A 13,141-nucleotide genomic window follows, 5' to 3' on the forward strand; every position below is an offset into this window, starting at 1 on the left:
ATGAGCACTCCCCTGCTGCAACAGAGCCACTATCTCGGGATCCGCCAGCAGCCCCTGCATCGGGTGCTCATCTACGCCCCGACCCTCATCTGGGTCACCCAGGGGAGCAAACAACTGTGGTGGCGCGAGCGACGTCTGTCGTTTGACAGGGAGCGGTGGCTGCTGATCCCGGCAGGCCACCAGCTCACCTTCGTCAATCAACCTGATCAGGGCAAGTTTCGCTCCCACGCCATCACGCTGCTGACCCCACCACCGCCGGAGTGGCTGGCGGAGTCAGCCCCTTCCCACGCCGACCTGGAGGAACCCGCCGTCAAGATCACCCCCGGGCTCGCCTTCTGCTTTGAGCTCATCAGCACCATGGCCGAACGGGGACTGAGCGAAGCAACCCAGGCCGAACTGCTGCGCGGCTTCTATGCCGAGCTACGGGCCGCCAACGCCCTCGGATTGCTCTTTCCCGCCAGCACCATGACCCTCGCAGAGCGGTTGGCACGCTACCTGGCGGTGGAACCCGGCATCGACCACACCCTGGAGGCGGTGGCCCCCCACTTCTCCATGAGCCGCGCCTCCATGGTGCGCAAGCTGGCCGCCGAAGGTCGCAGCTTTCGCCAGTTGCTGGCTCAGGTACGCATGAGCCACGCCCTCAACCTGTTGCAACAGGGCCTGACCCCGCTGGAGGTCGCCCTCGCCTGCGGTTATGACTCCCCCAGTCGCTTTGCCGCCCGCTTCAAACAGGAGTTCGGCCTGACGCCCCACCAATACCTGCACACCTGCCCTGCCAGATTGGCGAGCAACGAAAAGTAAAATATTACTTAAAGACCATTCTATGTAACCTGATGTAACCCGGTGATCCCGCTCACATTGCCGCCTCTTCAGAGTGTGATCTCGCGCCAGCGCTCCCTTTCCCCTTGCCATACAATGGCTACCGAACACCTTTTCACTAAAAATAAGCGTAAAAAATCTTCCTTTTAACCTACATAAACGGAATTGGAGCGAGAAATGTTTCGTAAAACTTTACTCTCGATAGCCCTAGGCACCGCCCTGTTCGGACTGACCGCCTGCAACGATAACCAGACAGAGAGCAGCACAGTCGCCAAACCGGAGCAGGCCATCCAGTACAAGGACGTGATCGACCGTCGGGGAACTCCGACCCAATTCCGCGACTTTGACAGCTACTCCAACCTCAAATACAACCCACTGCTCGATCTGGGGGCATGGCACGGTTTCCTGCTGCCTGCCAGCGACAAGGAGTGGGGGGGCTTTACCGGCCCCATGGTCATCTCCGAGGAGTACAGCCTCTTCTTTGCCTGCGAGCTGGACAAGCTTACCCTCAGCGATGCGAGCGGGCGCCCGTTCCCGCTCACCAGCGCCCGCAAGCAGGAGGTGTACGCCATTCCCGGTGCACTGGTACAACGCTTCGAGTTCGAGCCCTTTACGCTGGAGCTGGAGCTGCGTTATGGCGATGCCCGTACCGCTCTTATCCGCACCCGACTCATCAACCAGACCGATGCACCGCTCACCCTCAACCTCAACTGGCAGGGCGAGTTGCTCAATCAATGGGATGCCAAGGATACGATTGCCAGCAAATATCCAGGCTGGACACGCACCATCAGCGAGAGCGACAAAGGAATCGAATTCCAGTTCGGTAAACTGCGCAGCACCTGGAACATCATGCAGAGCGGCAGCGCCCGCTATCGAATCGACCGCACCCTGCCAAGTCGCACCACCCTCGACCAGAAGACACTGGGCTACCAAAGCGACGCCAGCATTACCCTGGCCGCCAAGGGGAGCGAGGATATCTACACCCTGCAGAGCTATCTCCACTCCGCAGATGACGCCAGCCGCTATCAGCAGAGCCGTCAAGCCCTGCTGGCCAACCCGGCCAGCTATTTTGCCGACTCCATCCGCCGCTGGGAGGACTACCTTGCCAAGGGTCTCTCCAATCAGGGTATCCCCGAGTCGGAGCGCCGCATCGCCGTCAAGGCGATGGAGACCCTCAATGGCAACTGGCGCTCCCCGGCTGGCGCCATCCTCCACGACGGGGTAACCCCCTCCAATACCGCCCGCTGGTTCGACGGCGTCTGGGCCTGGGACAGCTGGAAGCACGCCTATGCCATGGCGCACTTCAACCCTGAGGTGGCCAAGAACAACGTGCGCGCCATGTATGACTATCAGGTGCAGCCGGATGACCCGGTGCGACCGCAAGATGCGGGCATGGTGATCGACGCCGTCTTCTACAACAAGCTGGCGGATCGCGGTGGCGATGGCGGCAACTGGAACGAGCGCGACACCAAGCCGCCCCTCTCCGCCTGGGCTATCTGGGAAATCTACAGCGCCACCAAGGACAAGGCCTTTATCGCCGAGATGTATCCCAAGCTGCAGGCCTACCACGACTGGTGGTACCGCGCGCGGGACAACAACCGCAACGGCATCATCGAATATGGCGCCACCAAGCATGTGGAGCACAATGACGAGTACGGCAATATCACCTTCAAGGTGCAGTACTCCAACGGTATTCCCGCTGGGCTGGATCTCTCAAGCTGTACCAGTGAGGGGGATGGCTGGTATGCCTGCGCCGGAATGCCGCTCTATCAACAGGTGTTGAACGTGGGCGGTTACAGCGATATGGATATCGGTGCCCAGCACGGCGCCGGTTGGGAGTCCGGCATGGACAACGCCGCCCGCTTCGGCTTTATCGAACCGGGCCAGCTGCAACGCTATGCCGACAAGACTTATGGCGGAGATTTGGCCAAGGCACGTCAGGACTGGAACGTCGCCTTCTTTGAAAACCATCAGGACAATGGCGATTTGATCGGTTTCTCCATCGATCAGGAGTCGGTGGAGCTCAACGCCTTCCTCGCCAAAGAGAAACGCATTCTGGCAGACATGGCCGACCTGCTTGGCAAGCCGGACGACGCGAGCCGCTACCGCGATGGCGCGACCCAGCTGGCTGGTTACATCAACAGCTGCATGTTCGATGAGGCGTCAGGCGTCTATTACGATCGTCAGATTGCTCAGGGGGATGTTGCTGACGGCAACGGCTGCGTCGGCAAATTGCTGACCGCCCGCGGCCGTGGCCCGGAAGGGTGGAGCCCGCTCTGGGCAGAAGTCGCCGACAAGGAGAAAGCGGCGCGGGTGCGCGAGGTGATGCTCAACGCCCAGGAGTTCAACACAAAGATTCCGCTGGGCACAGCCGCGCTGACCAACCCGGCCTACGACCCCAATATTTACTGGCGCGGCCGGGTATGGCTCGATCAGTTCTACTTCGGGGTGAAGGGGCTGGAGAACTACGGCTATCGCAGCGATGCCGAGGCTCTGGTCAACAAGCTGTTCAACAACGCAGAGGGCTTGGCGGGCAGCGGCCCCATCCGCGAAAACTACAATCCGGAGACCGGCGCCATGCAGGGGGCCAGCAACTTCAGCTGGAGCTCGGCCCACCTTTATATGCTCTATCGCAACTTCCTCAAGCCACAGGAATAAGCCGCGAGAGAGGATGCCCCCCTTCGGCTTGATGCATCAGGTGGCCTTGTAGAGTGTTGCCATACTGATTGAGCAAACTGAGCACTCGGGAAATATTGCTCAGGCGCTTGCTGCTCCCCCGCAAAAAATGGTGATAGCGGGGGAATAAAAAACAACCCGGCACGAATGCCGGGTTATTTTTTTATCAGAGAGACGAACTCAGCTCTGGCCTTGCAGCGCCTGCTGCAACTCCTCTTCGCTCCAGATGGTAATGCCAAGCTCCTGTGCCTTGGCCAGCTTGGAACCGGCCGCTTCCCCCGCCACCAGCACATCGGTCTTGGCAGATACCGAACCCGCCACCTTGGCCCCCAGCGCCTGCAGTGCCGCCTTGGCATCGTTGCGCGACAAGGTGGTCAGGGTGCCGGTCAGCACGAAGGTTTTGCCGGCAAAGGGTTGCTCCGCGGCCTCTTTCTTCTCGATGGCCGGCCAATGGATGCCGGCAGCCAGCAAGGCTTCCAGCACCTCCACGTTATGGGGCTGACGCAAGAAGTAGTAGACATGCTTGGCCACCACATCGCCCACGTCGGCCACTTCGAGCAGCTGATCCACCGAAGCCGCGCGCAGAGCATCCAGGGTGAGGAAGTGGTTGGCAAGATTGAGCGCTGTCGCCTCCCCCACTTCACGGATCCCCAGGGCAAACAGGAAGCGCGGCAGGGTGGTGCTGCGCGCCGCATCGATGGCGGCTACCAGATTGAGGGCCGATTTTTGCCCCATCCGCTCAAGCCCGGCCAGCTGGATGGCATTGAGGCTGAACAGATCGGCGGGGGTCTTCACCAGTCCCTTGTCCACCAGCTGCTCGACAATCTTGTCGCCAAGGCCGTCCACATCCATGGCGCGACGGGCAGCAAAGTGCTTGATCGCCTCCTTGCGCTGCGCCTCGCAGAACAGGCCACCGGAGCAGCGTGCAACCGCCTCTCCTTCCAGCCGCTCCACTGCCGAGCCACACACCGGGCACTCGGTCGGGAAGAGAATTTCGCGCGCATCAACAGGGCGCTGTGCCTCTACCACGGCAACGATCTGAGGGATCACGTCCCCTGCCCGGCGCACGATCACGGTATCACCGACCATGACGCCAAGGCGCTCTATCTCGTCGGCGTTGTGCAAGGTGGCGTTGGAGACAGTCACACCGCCGACAAACACCGGTTTGAGCTTGGCCACCGGCGTCACGGCGCCGGTACGGCCAACCTGAAACTCGACGTTCTCAAGCAGAGTCATCTCTTCCTGCGCCGGGAACTTGTGGGCGGTCGCCCAGCGCGGCGCGCGTGCCACAAAGCCGAGCTCCTCTTGCAGAGCGATAGCATCCACCTTGTAGACCACGCCGTCGATCTCATAGGGCAGCTCGCCACGGCGGGCCAGAATGTCGTCGTGGAACGCCAGACAACCGGCAGCCCCCTCTTTGAGTTTCACCTCGGGACTAAGCGGCAGCCCCCACTCTTTGAGCTGATTGAGGCGACCAAAGTGAGAGCCACCGAGTTGCTCGCCGCCGACACCGACGCCGTAGGCGTAAAAGCTCAGGGGACGGCTGGCAGTGATACGTGAATCGAGCTGACGCAGGCTGCCGGCGGCGGCGTTACGCGGGTTGACGAACACCTTCTCGCCTGCGGCCAGTGCCTTGGCGTTCATCGCCTCGAAACCGGCTTTGGGCATAAAGACTTCGCCACGCACTTCCAACCGCTCGGGCCAACCAGAGCCCCGCAATGCGAGCGGAATGGCCTTGATGGTACGCACGTTCTCGGTGATCTCCTCACCGGTAGCGCCATCGCCCCGGGTCGCGGCCTGCACCAGCTGACCATTTACATAGAGCAGGCTCACCGCCAAGCCATCAAGCTTGGGCTCGCAGCAAAACTCGAAACGCACTTCACGCTTGAGGCGATCGCTCATCCGTTGTTCAAACGCCAGCAGCTCTTCGCTGCTAAAGACGTTGTCCAGACTCAGCATGGGGATCTCGTGACGCACCTGCCTGAAGGCAGTCAGCGGCTGGCCACCGACCCGCACGCTCGGGGAAGCCGGGGTTTTCAGCTCGGGGTGGTCGGCCTCCAGCGCGATCAGTTCGCGCATCAGACGGTCATATTCAGCATCCGGTACGGTCGGGTTATCCAGCACATAGTACTGATGACCATATTCGGTAAGCAGCTCACACAGTTGACGGTGGCGGGAGAGAATATCGCTCATGAAAAAGTCTCGAAGTGTGATTGAAAATCCGGCCCGGGGTAGAAACAAAAATGCGGTACCTGGGTACCGCACTTTTATCTATTCGACCCGCATGGCGTATTAGTCGCGGCTGGCCTCGTAGGCAGCCAGTTCATGCCGGTAACGGGCAATAGTCTCGTCACTCAGCGGGCTGCGCTCCATATCGGTCAGCATGGCATCGAGATCGCTGGCCAGTTGATCGGCGGCCTGCAGCATGTCCTCGAAGGCAAACGCGGCGTTGCTGCGCAGCGGCAGCTGCATGAACAGGGAGACACCCGGCGTGGTGAACTGCTCCATCCGGTACGGGTTAAAGGTGCCCGGCTTGACCATGTTGATCATGGAGAAGAGCACTTCCCCCTTGCCATTGGCATCTTCGTGACGGTGGAAGATATCCATCTCGCCAAATTTGAAGCCAAGCGCCATCAGGGAGGAGAGCAGAGTCGCCCCTTGCAGCTCATGCCCCGGGCGGCCCATCAGGTTGATGACATAGACATCCTGCCAGATTTTTTCTACCGGCTGGGGAGCTGAGCGAGGTTCTGCAACGGGAGCCTCGTAGACGGGCTCTTCGTAAAGAGGTTCAGGTTCCACATGGCGTGGCTGGGCCTTCACTTCAGGTTCAGTGGCTCGCACAGGCTCATTTCGCACACCAAAGGTGGGCGCTGTGGCATAAGCAGGCTCGATCAGCGGCTCGTCATCCTGAACAGGCATGACTGGCTCGCGCTGGGGACGTGAACGGTAGACCGGGGTACGGCGATTGACCTGGGCCGGTTTGCGTACCGGAGCGGCAGGCTCTTGCGCAATGACGTCAGGCAGCGGCTCATCAAAGCCCGGTTCCTCTTCTTCATAGGCAGGAGGCGGCGGAACCGGACGGGCAGCAGGCTTGCGCACGACGGGCGGTGGCAGTTCATCCTCATCATCTTCATCGTCAAAGGCGGGCACGGCGGCACGGCGACCAAACTCCGGCTGAAGGCTCTCTTCACTGCGCAGCTTGGGCTCGGCACGGCGGCCACTGCTGACTACACGCACCTGACCGATGCCATCGCTGTCGAAGGCGTCATCATCGCGGTTTCGCGATTTGGATTCCATCCGGCCAAGGGGTTTCTCTTTGATCGGTGCCTGACGATTCTTTCTGTTGCTCCACAACCCGTGAATGAGCAATGCCGCGATGGCAATACCGCCCAGGGCAACCAAGATGTAACGCAATTCCTGCATTAGCTGCTTCTCTTTCTAGTTTTGCTCAGCCAAAGCGACGGCTTCACCGATATCGACCGACACAATGCGCGAAACCCCGGGCTCTTGCATCGTGACGCCAACCAGCTGCTCAGCCATCTCCATGGAGACCTTATTATGACTGATGTAAACGAACTGTACTGTGCTCGACATCTCTTTGACAAGAGAACAGAAGCGACCGACGTTCACTTCATCGAGCGGTGCATCCACCTCATCCAGCAGACAAAAAGGTGCTGGGTTGAGTCTGAAGATGGCAAAAACCAGCGCAAGCGCGGTTAACGCCTTCTCCCCCCCGGAAAGCAGGGCAATGGTAGCATTCTTCTTACCCGGAGGTCTCGCCATGATGCTCACTCCGGCCTCCAAAAGATCATCGGAGGTGAGCTCAAGCCAGGCACTGCCCCCACCGAACACTTTCGGAAAGAGGGATTTTAAATCTTCGTTGACCTTATCGAAAGTGTCCCGGAACCGTATTTGTGTCTCTTTATCAATTCTTTTAATGGCTTGGCTCAAGGTTTCCAGCGCTTGCTCAAGATCCTGACACTGATTTTCAAGATAGGTTGCTCGCGTTTTCGCCTCTTCGTACTCCTCCAGCGCCGCCAGGTTGATGGCGCCGAGTGCCTCCACTTGCGCCTCCAGGGTCTGGATCTCCTGCCGCAGCTTGCTGCGATCTGCAGCGATCAGCACCGCCTGATCGAGATCTACCAGTCGAACCCCCAGCTCTTCGAACTGCTCGTGCAGCCCCTGTCGACGGGTGAGGCTGCGTTCACGCTCAAGGCGCAGGGTTGCCAGCTTCTCTTGCAAGGTAACAAGCTGCTTGTGATCGGCTCTTCTGGCCTGTTCCAGCTCGGTCAGCTGGCGCTCCAGCTCCGCAAGCCGTTGATGGCAGGCGAGCTGCTGCGCCTCCAGATTGCGCTGCTCGGCCAGCAGGGGCGCCAGATCCGGCACTGCCTCGCTATCCGGCCCTTTCAGCCCGGCCAGCTCCAGCCCGAGCCTCGCCAGCTCCTCTTCACCCAGGGTAATGAGTTGGCGCAGATTGCCCAACTCCAGTTGCAAACGCTGGCAGGCCGCTTGTTGCTGCTCGCGGCGCACTCGCGCCTCATCGACCGCCCGCTCGCAGCGGGTCAGCTGCTCCTGCGCGACCTGCAACCCTTGTGTCAGCGGCTCCCCCTGCTCCTGCAACTCGGCAAGGCGCGCCTCATCGAGTTCCAGTTGTTCACGGGCGCTGGCCAGTCGCTCTGCCTCTTCGGCCTGCTCCTGATCAAGCCGGATCAGCTCTTCGCCGAGCTGACCGAGCCGCTGCAACCGCTCCTGCCGCTGACCCTGTTGCAGGCTCCAGGCTTCGCGCAGTTGTTGCCATTTCTGCTCTTGCTCGCGCAAGGTTCGCTGCGACAACTCATGCGCACTGGCAAGCTGGGCACGCCGGGCATCGGCAGCCACAAGTTGCTCGCTCAGCTGTGCCTGCCCCACGGCAACCTTCTCCAGCTCGGTGTGCAACCGCTCACGCTCACCGAGCAGCGCCATGGTGCCGAGCGCCGCGCCCAGCCCCAGATCGGCCCAGTTTGGCCCCAGCCAGTCGCCAGCAGGAGTCAGTACCGACTCACCGGCCGCAAGGCTTGGCTGGCGGGCCAATGCGGCCTCCCGGCTCTCCACCAGCCAGATGGCATTGAGGAAGGCGGGAATGTGCTTGCCGCCCAGTTGCGCCGCCAGCGTACCGGCAACCGCCGGTTGTGCCGGGCCAATCCAGAGTCCCTCTTGCGCCAGATTGCACTCGTCCGCTGGCGTTGCGGTGAGCCAGCGACCCAGCACCTTATCGAGCGCCTGTGCCCACTCGGGGGCAACTTGCAACCGGTCGGCCAGAGTCACCCCCTCCATCTGTTCGCCGAGGATCTGAGCCAGCGTCGCCAGCCGCGCCTCCAACTCCCGCTGCAGGCTCAACTGCTGGCCATGCTGCTGCTTGAGTTGTTCATGGGTGTGGACAGCCTGCGCCAGCTGCTCGGTCAGCTCGTCATTGGCCGCCCGCGTCAGCTCCAGCTCACCACTCAGGGCATCGAGGGCCGGTTGCAGATCGTCGGCCTCTGCGCCGAGGGGGCCAGCGCGTTCATCTTCCAGCTTGAGGCGCGCCAGCCGGGTCTTGGCTTGCAGCTCCTGCAAACCACCCAACCGGGTACGGGTCTGATTGAGTTGCCCCTGCACCCCGGCCAACTGTTGCTGCCACTGCTGCTGGCGCAAGCGGGCTTGTTCCAGTTGCTCGCTGGCGTGCTGGCGAGCCTCCTGCTGCTCGGTAAGCAACTGCTCACACTGCTCCAGCCGGGCGCTCTCCTGCTCAGCGCGCAATACCCCTTCGGTCAGTTGATCCTGCTGGCTGGCCAGCTGCGCCTTGCGGGTGGCAATCCGCTCGCCCAGCGCCTCTGCACGGGCCTGCCAGTCGCGCCCCAGTTCACTCTGGTGCAGTTGCTGCTGTTCGAGACGGGCGATGGCCTGCCCGCCGAGAAAAATCTGTTGCTGACGGCTCGCCTGCTCGGCTTGCGCCTCTTGTCTGGCGACCGACAGGGTGACGTGGCGCCCCTCATCGGCGGTACGCTTGGCATCGAGCGCCGCCAGCGCCTGCTCGGCATGTGCCAGTTCGGTTTTGGCCTCGCCAAGGCGCGTCTCCAGCGCCCACAACTCGGAGCCAATCAGCTCGGCGCGAGCGGCGCGCGAACGACTCTTGAGCTGTTTGTAGCGTTCGGCGGTTTCGGCCTGGGCTTTGAGGTGCTCAAGGCGCGAACCCAGCTCGCCGCGAATATCGCCGAGGCGCTCTAGGTTCTCCTGAGTGTGGCGAATGCGCTGCTCGGTCTCGCGGCGCCGCTCCTTGTAACGGGAGACCCCGGCGGCCTCTTCCATAAAGAGCTTGAGATCGGCCGGGCGCGACTCCACCAGTCGGCTGACAGTGCCCTGCTCGATAATGGCGTAGCTGCGGGGGCCAAGACCGGTGCCGAGGAAGAGGTCGGTCACATCCTTGCGGCGGCACTTCTGGCCGTTGATCTGATAGTGGTTGGAGCCGTCGCGCAGCACTTCGCGGCGCACCGAGATCTCGGTAAAGCGGCCGAACTCGCCGGGCACCCGGTTGTGGGGATTGTCGAACACCAGCTCGACCGAGGCGCGCCCGTGCGCACTGCGATTGATAGAGCCGTTGAAGATGACATCGGTCATGTTCTCGCCGCGCAGATGACGGGCGGAGCTCTCCCCCAACACCCAGCGCACCGCGTCGATGACGTTGGATTTGCCACAGCCATTGGGGCCCACCACGGCGGTCATGTCTGCCGACAGTTCGATGCGGGTCGGCTCGACGAACGACTTGAAGCCGGCGAGTTTGATCAGTTTCAGACGCATGGCGACCTGTATCAGTGGCTAAATAAAGAGGATGCGGGCAGGTGACTTTACCAAATCCAGACCCGGCTTTGTTTGTAATATGCAGGCATCATCCCCATTCAATGCCCGATTTTTGGTCGCCACGGCACGAAATAAGGAATAGTCGGCGACTTTACCAAATCAAAGGCTTGTTTGTAATATGCTGGCAGTTCTCCCATGCATAGATGGAGCTCACATGAGCCAATCACCCCATATGGTCAAAGATTCAATCAGCGGTGCAGATTACTTTCTGCGCGGTTTTTCCCTTATTCGCCAACCAGGCATCCGCACTTTTGTGCTGATCCCCCTGCTGGTCAACTTCGTGCTGTTTGCCGGGGCCTTCTATGCCCTGCTACTGCAACTGGACGACCTGTTCGCCTGGCTCCATCAGCAGATCCCCGCCTGGCTCGACTGGCTGGACTATCTGCTGTGGCCCATCGCCCTCATCACCATCCTGGTGGTCTTCTCCTTTATCTTCAGCTCGGTTGCCAACTGGGTAGCCGCCCCCTTCAACGGCCTGCTGGCGGAGAAGGTGGAGCAGATCCTCACCGGCCAGCCCGCCAATGACAGCGGCATGCTGGATATCGTCAAAGATGTGCCACGCACCTTCGGCCGCGAATGGACCAAGCTGAAGTATTACCTGCCCAAGGCCATCGGCTGCCTGATCCTGTTTCTGATCCCTGTGGTTGGCCAGACCCTGGCGCCGGTGCTCTGGTTCCTGTTCAGCGCCTGGATGATGGCGATCCAGTATGTGGATTATCCGTTCGACAACCACAAGATCGGCTTCATCACCATGCGCGATGCCTTGAAGCAGCGCCGCGGCAAGTGCCTGAGCTTTGGCGCTTTGGTGACCCTCTTCTCCGCCATTCCGGTGGTGAACCTCTTTGTGATGCCAGTCGCCATCTGTGGCGCCACCGCCATGTGGGTCGATCACTACCGCAAGGAGCAGTTGGGGCGCTAACCCTTGAACATTGATTAGAAAAAGGCACCCGAAACGGTGCTTTTTTTGCATTTAGCATGAATTAAATTAATGCATGCATTCGATAGCTTGTCCCATATGACACGAGTTGGTAGGATTCTGGCCTTTCTCGTTCCCTGGGATATCTCATGTTACATGCACTCTTCTTGGTGGGCCTGGTGGCCGAAGGGATGACCGGCGCGCTGGCCGCGGGTCGGCGACGGATGGATCTGTTTGGTGTGGTGATCATCGCCTCGGCGACGGCCATCGGTGGTGGCACCATCCGCGATGTGCTGCTCGGCCACTATCCGCTGCTCTGGATTGAACATCCGGAATATGTGCTGCTGGTTGCCGCAGCCGCGATGGCGGGTGTGGTCTCCGCCCCCCTGATGCGCTATCTCGGCAAGCTGTTCATGGCCCTCGATGCCCTGGGGCTGGTGGTCTTCTCCATCTTCGGTGCGGCCCGAGCGCTGGATATGGGCCACGGCGCCGGTATTGCCTGCATCATGGCGGTGGTGACCGGGGTCTTTGGCGGGGTGCTGCGGGATCTGCTCTGCCAACGCATTCCGCTGGTGTTTCGTCGCGAGCTCTATGCAGCCATTTCGCTGATCACCGCAGCGCTTTACTGTCTGGCGCTGGATCAGGGCTTGCCGACCAACTGGGCGGCGTTCGGTTCTATCGGAATTGGCTTTGTACTTCGGCTGCTGGCGGTTCGCTTCAAGTGGGGACTGCCCACCTTCAACTATCAATACGCCACCCACTGAGTACGCCAGCTTCTGGCGAGGGGGGTTGGATTGCGAGCAACAAAAAAGCGCCCGAGTGGCGCTTTTTTCATGGACGTTCTGCGACTCAGTTAATCCCTTCCGAGCTGAAGAAGGTCGCCTTGTCGGCGATAAAGCGGATCTTGATGTTCTTCCCTTCCCCGCCCCAAAGGCAGCTGGTGGTGCCCAAGGCATCATCACAACGCTCCGCCTTGCCCAGAATGGTGCTGGCCTCGGCGTAACTCATCCCCATCTTCAACTGGTCATAATTTTCACGGTTGAGCTTGCTGCAACCGGTCAACGACAGGGCGATCAGGCCGCCAATCACTATCTTTTTCATCGCTATCTCCTCACTGGTGGGAAGAGCTTGGCAGCTTGCCAACCCCTTTACCAGCTGCGAACCGGGCCGGTATCGAGGTGAACGAAGTTGTCACGGGGATAGTAGCCGACCCCACCCACCTTGAGATTGAGGGCCGCCTTGCGCAGATGGGCCAGCTGAACGCCGGGGATCCGCACATCCACCGCCTGCCCCAGGGTGTGGTAACTGTGCTTGGCCACGCCGCGGCTCTTGTGACGCTTCTGGCGATTGGTGGCCGGTGCCCGATAACCGGAGATCAGCTGGATTTCGCTGCGCCGACCCAGCTTGTGCTGCAACAGGAACAGCTGATCAAACAGCTTCTTGTCGATGTTGAACACTTCGTTGCGCCGGTAATCGCGGAAAATGTGATTGAGCTCGGCCAACCCGTCGCTCAGATAGTGGCCATTTTCCCAATAGCTGGCGCGCACCCGCTCGCCGGTATTGAGATTGAAGAAACTGAGTTCACGCCCGGTGGTACTGCGGCTGGCCAGTGCAGGGAAGGAGATCAGCGAGCTGCCCAGCAGGCAACCGGCTCCCAGCAACAGGCGACGTCGACTTATCTCTTGTTCCAGCATAAGGGGTTCGTCCATCGCAGATTCAAGCGAAAAATAGTTGAATAAGATCACTGATTGAATGTGATACAGGCGCTTGAAACTACCCTCCGGCAGTGGGAGCTGTCAAACCTCAATCGCCCATAGAAAAGCCCGGCACAGGCCGGGCTTTTCACTCTGTGGCAGG

At 60.6% G+C, this 13,141-nt stretch carries 9 protein-coding genes; 4 read left to right on the forward strand and 5 right to left on the reverse strand.

Translation table 11 applies throughout. From position 1 onward, the window contains the following. Entirely contained in the window at positions 1-801 is an 801-nt protein-coding gene (locus G5171_RS04415; protein ID WP_421259888.1) for a helix-turn-helix transcriptional regulator, read from the forward strand. Positions 802-996: 195 nt separating this feature from the next. Beyond that, a complete protein-coding gene (gene ygjK / locus G5171_RS04420) occupies positions 997-3,477 on the forward strand; it encodes an alpha-glucosidase (RefSeq protein WP_421259889.1) in 2,481 nt (826 codons plus the stop codon). 198 nt (positions 3,478-3,675) lie between these two features. Here the strand turns inward: ygjK and ligA are convergent, their stop codons facing one another. The 3 genes from ligA to G5171_RS04435 all read right to left on the reverse strand — a co-directional run bounded on the left by ligA (position 3,676) and on the right by G5171_RS04435 (position 10,308). Continuing rightward, the gene (ligA, locus tag G5171_RS04425) at positions 3,676-5,688 is read right to left on the reverse strand and encodes an NAD-dependent DNA ligase LigA (protein WP_421259890.1); all 2,013 of its coding nucleotides are present in this window, start codon (positions 5,686-5,688) and stop codon (positions 3,676-3,678) included. Positions 5,689-5,787: 99 nt separating this feature from the next. Continuing rightward, complete coding sequence (gene zipA, locus G5171_RS04430; RefSeq protein ID WP_005347811.1) at positions 5,788-6,918, reverse strand: cell division protein ZipA; 1,131 nt, start codon at positions 6,916-6,918, stop codon at positions 5,788-5,790. A 15-nt stretch (positions 6,919-6,933) separates the two neighbouring features. Beyond that, entirely contained in the window at positions 6,934-10,308 is a 3,375-nt protein-coding gene (locus G5171_RS04435) for an AAA family ATPase (RefSeq protein ID WP_421250634.1), read from the reverse strand. Between the two features lie 214 nt (positions 10,309-10,522). On the opposite strand from G5171_RS04435, the gene cysZ reads away from it, so the two are divergent. Continuing rightward, a complete protein-coding gene (cysZ, locus tag G5171_RS04440; protein WP_421230597.1) occupies positions 10,523-11,287 on the forward strand; it encodes a sulfate transporter CysZ in 765 nt (254 codons plus the stop codon). A gap of 146 nt (positions 11,288-11,433) precedes the next feature. Beyond that, the gene (locus G5171_RS04445) at positions 11,434-12,048 is read left to right on the forward strand and encodes a trimeric intracellular cation channel family protein (RefSeq protein WP_005338456.1); all 615 of its coding nucleotides are present in this window, start codon (positions 11,434-11,436) and stop codon (positions 12,046-12,048) included. An 85-nt stretch (positions 12,049-12,133) separates the two neighbouring features. On the opposite strand, the gene G5171_RS04450 is transcribed toward G5171_RS04445, so the two are convergent. Next, positions 12,134-12,385: a DUF3862 domain-containing protein gene (locus G5171_RS04450; RefSeq protein ID WP_219594582.1), complete on the reverse strand. Its 252-nt coding sequence runs from the start codon at positions 12,383-12,385 to the stop codon at positions 12,134-12,136. A gap of 47 nt (positions 12,386-12,432) precedes the next feature. Then, positions 12,433-12,978: a DUF882 domain-containing protein gene (locus G5171_RS04455; protein ID WP_033136140.1), complete on the reverse strand. Its 546-nt coding sequence runs from the start codon at positions 12,976-12,978 to the stop codon at positions 12,433-12,435. Positions 12,979-13,141: the final 163 nt, after the last annotated feature.

This window comes from Aeromonas sp. 600774 (assembly GCF_049175075.1).
In the GTDB taxonomy this organism is placed as follows: domain Bacteria; phylum Pseudomonadota; class Gammaproteobacteria; order Enterobacterales; family Aeromonadaceae; genus Aeromonas; species Aeromonas veronii_A.

Coding starts and splice junctions, on each gene's coding strand:
- cysZ (WP_421230597.1), top strand. CDS start 10,523: ATGAGCCAATCACCCCATATGGTCAAAGATTCAATCAGCGGTGCAGAT.
- G5171_RS04455 (WP_033136140.1), bottom strand. CDS start 12,978: ATGCTGGAACAAGAGATAAGTCGACGTCGCCTGTTGCTGGGAGCCGGT.
- G5171_RS04415 (WP_421259888.1), top strand. CDS start 1: ATGAGCACTCCCCTGCTGCAACAGAGCCACTATCTCGGGATCCGCCAG.
- G5171_RS04435 (WP_421250634.1), bottom strand. CDS start 10,308: ATGCGTCTGAAACTGATCAAACTCGCCGGCTTCAAGTCGTTCGTCGAG.
- zipA (WP_005347811.1), bottom strand. CDS start 6,918: ATGCAGGAATTGCGTTACATCTTGGTTGCCCTGGGCGGTATTGCCATC.
- G5171_RS04445 (WP_005338456.1), top strand. CDS start 11,434: ATGTTACATGCACTCTTCTTGGTGGGCCTGGTGGCCGAAGGGATGACC.
- ligA (WP_421259890.1), bottom strand. CDS start 5,688: ATGAGCGATATTCTCTCCCGCCACCGTCAACTGTGTGAGCTGCTTACC.
- G5171_RS04450 (WP_219594582.1), bottom strand. CDS start 12,385: ATGAAAAAGATAGTGATTGGCGGCCTGATCGCCCTGTCGTTGACCGGT.
- ygjK (WP_421259889.1), top strand. CDS start 997: ATGTTTCGTAAAACTTTACTCTCGATAGCCCTAGGCACCGCCCTGTTC.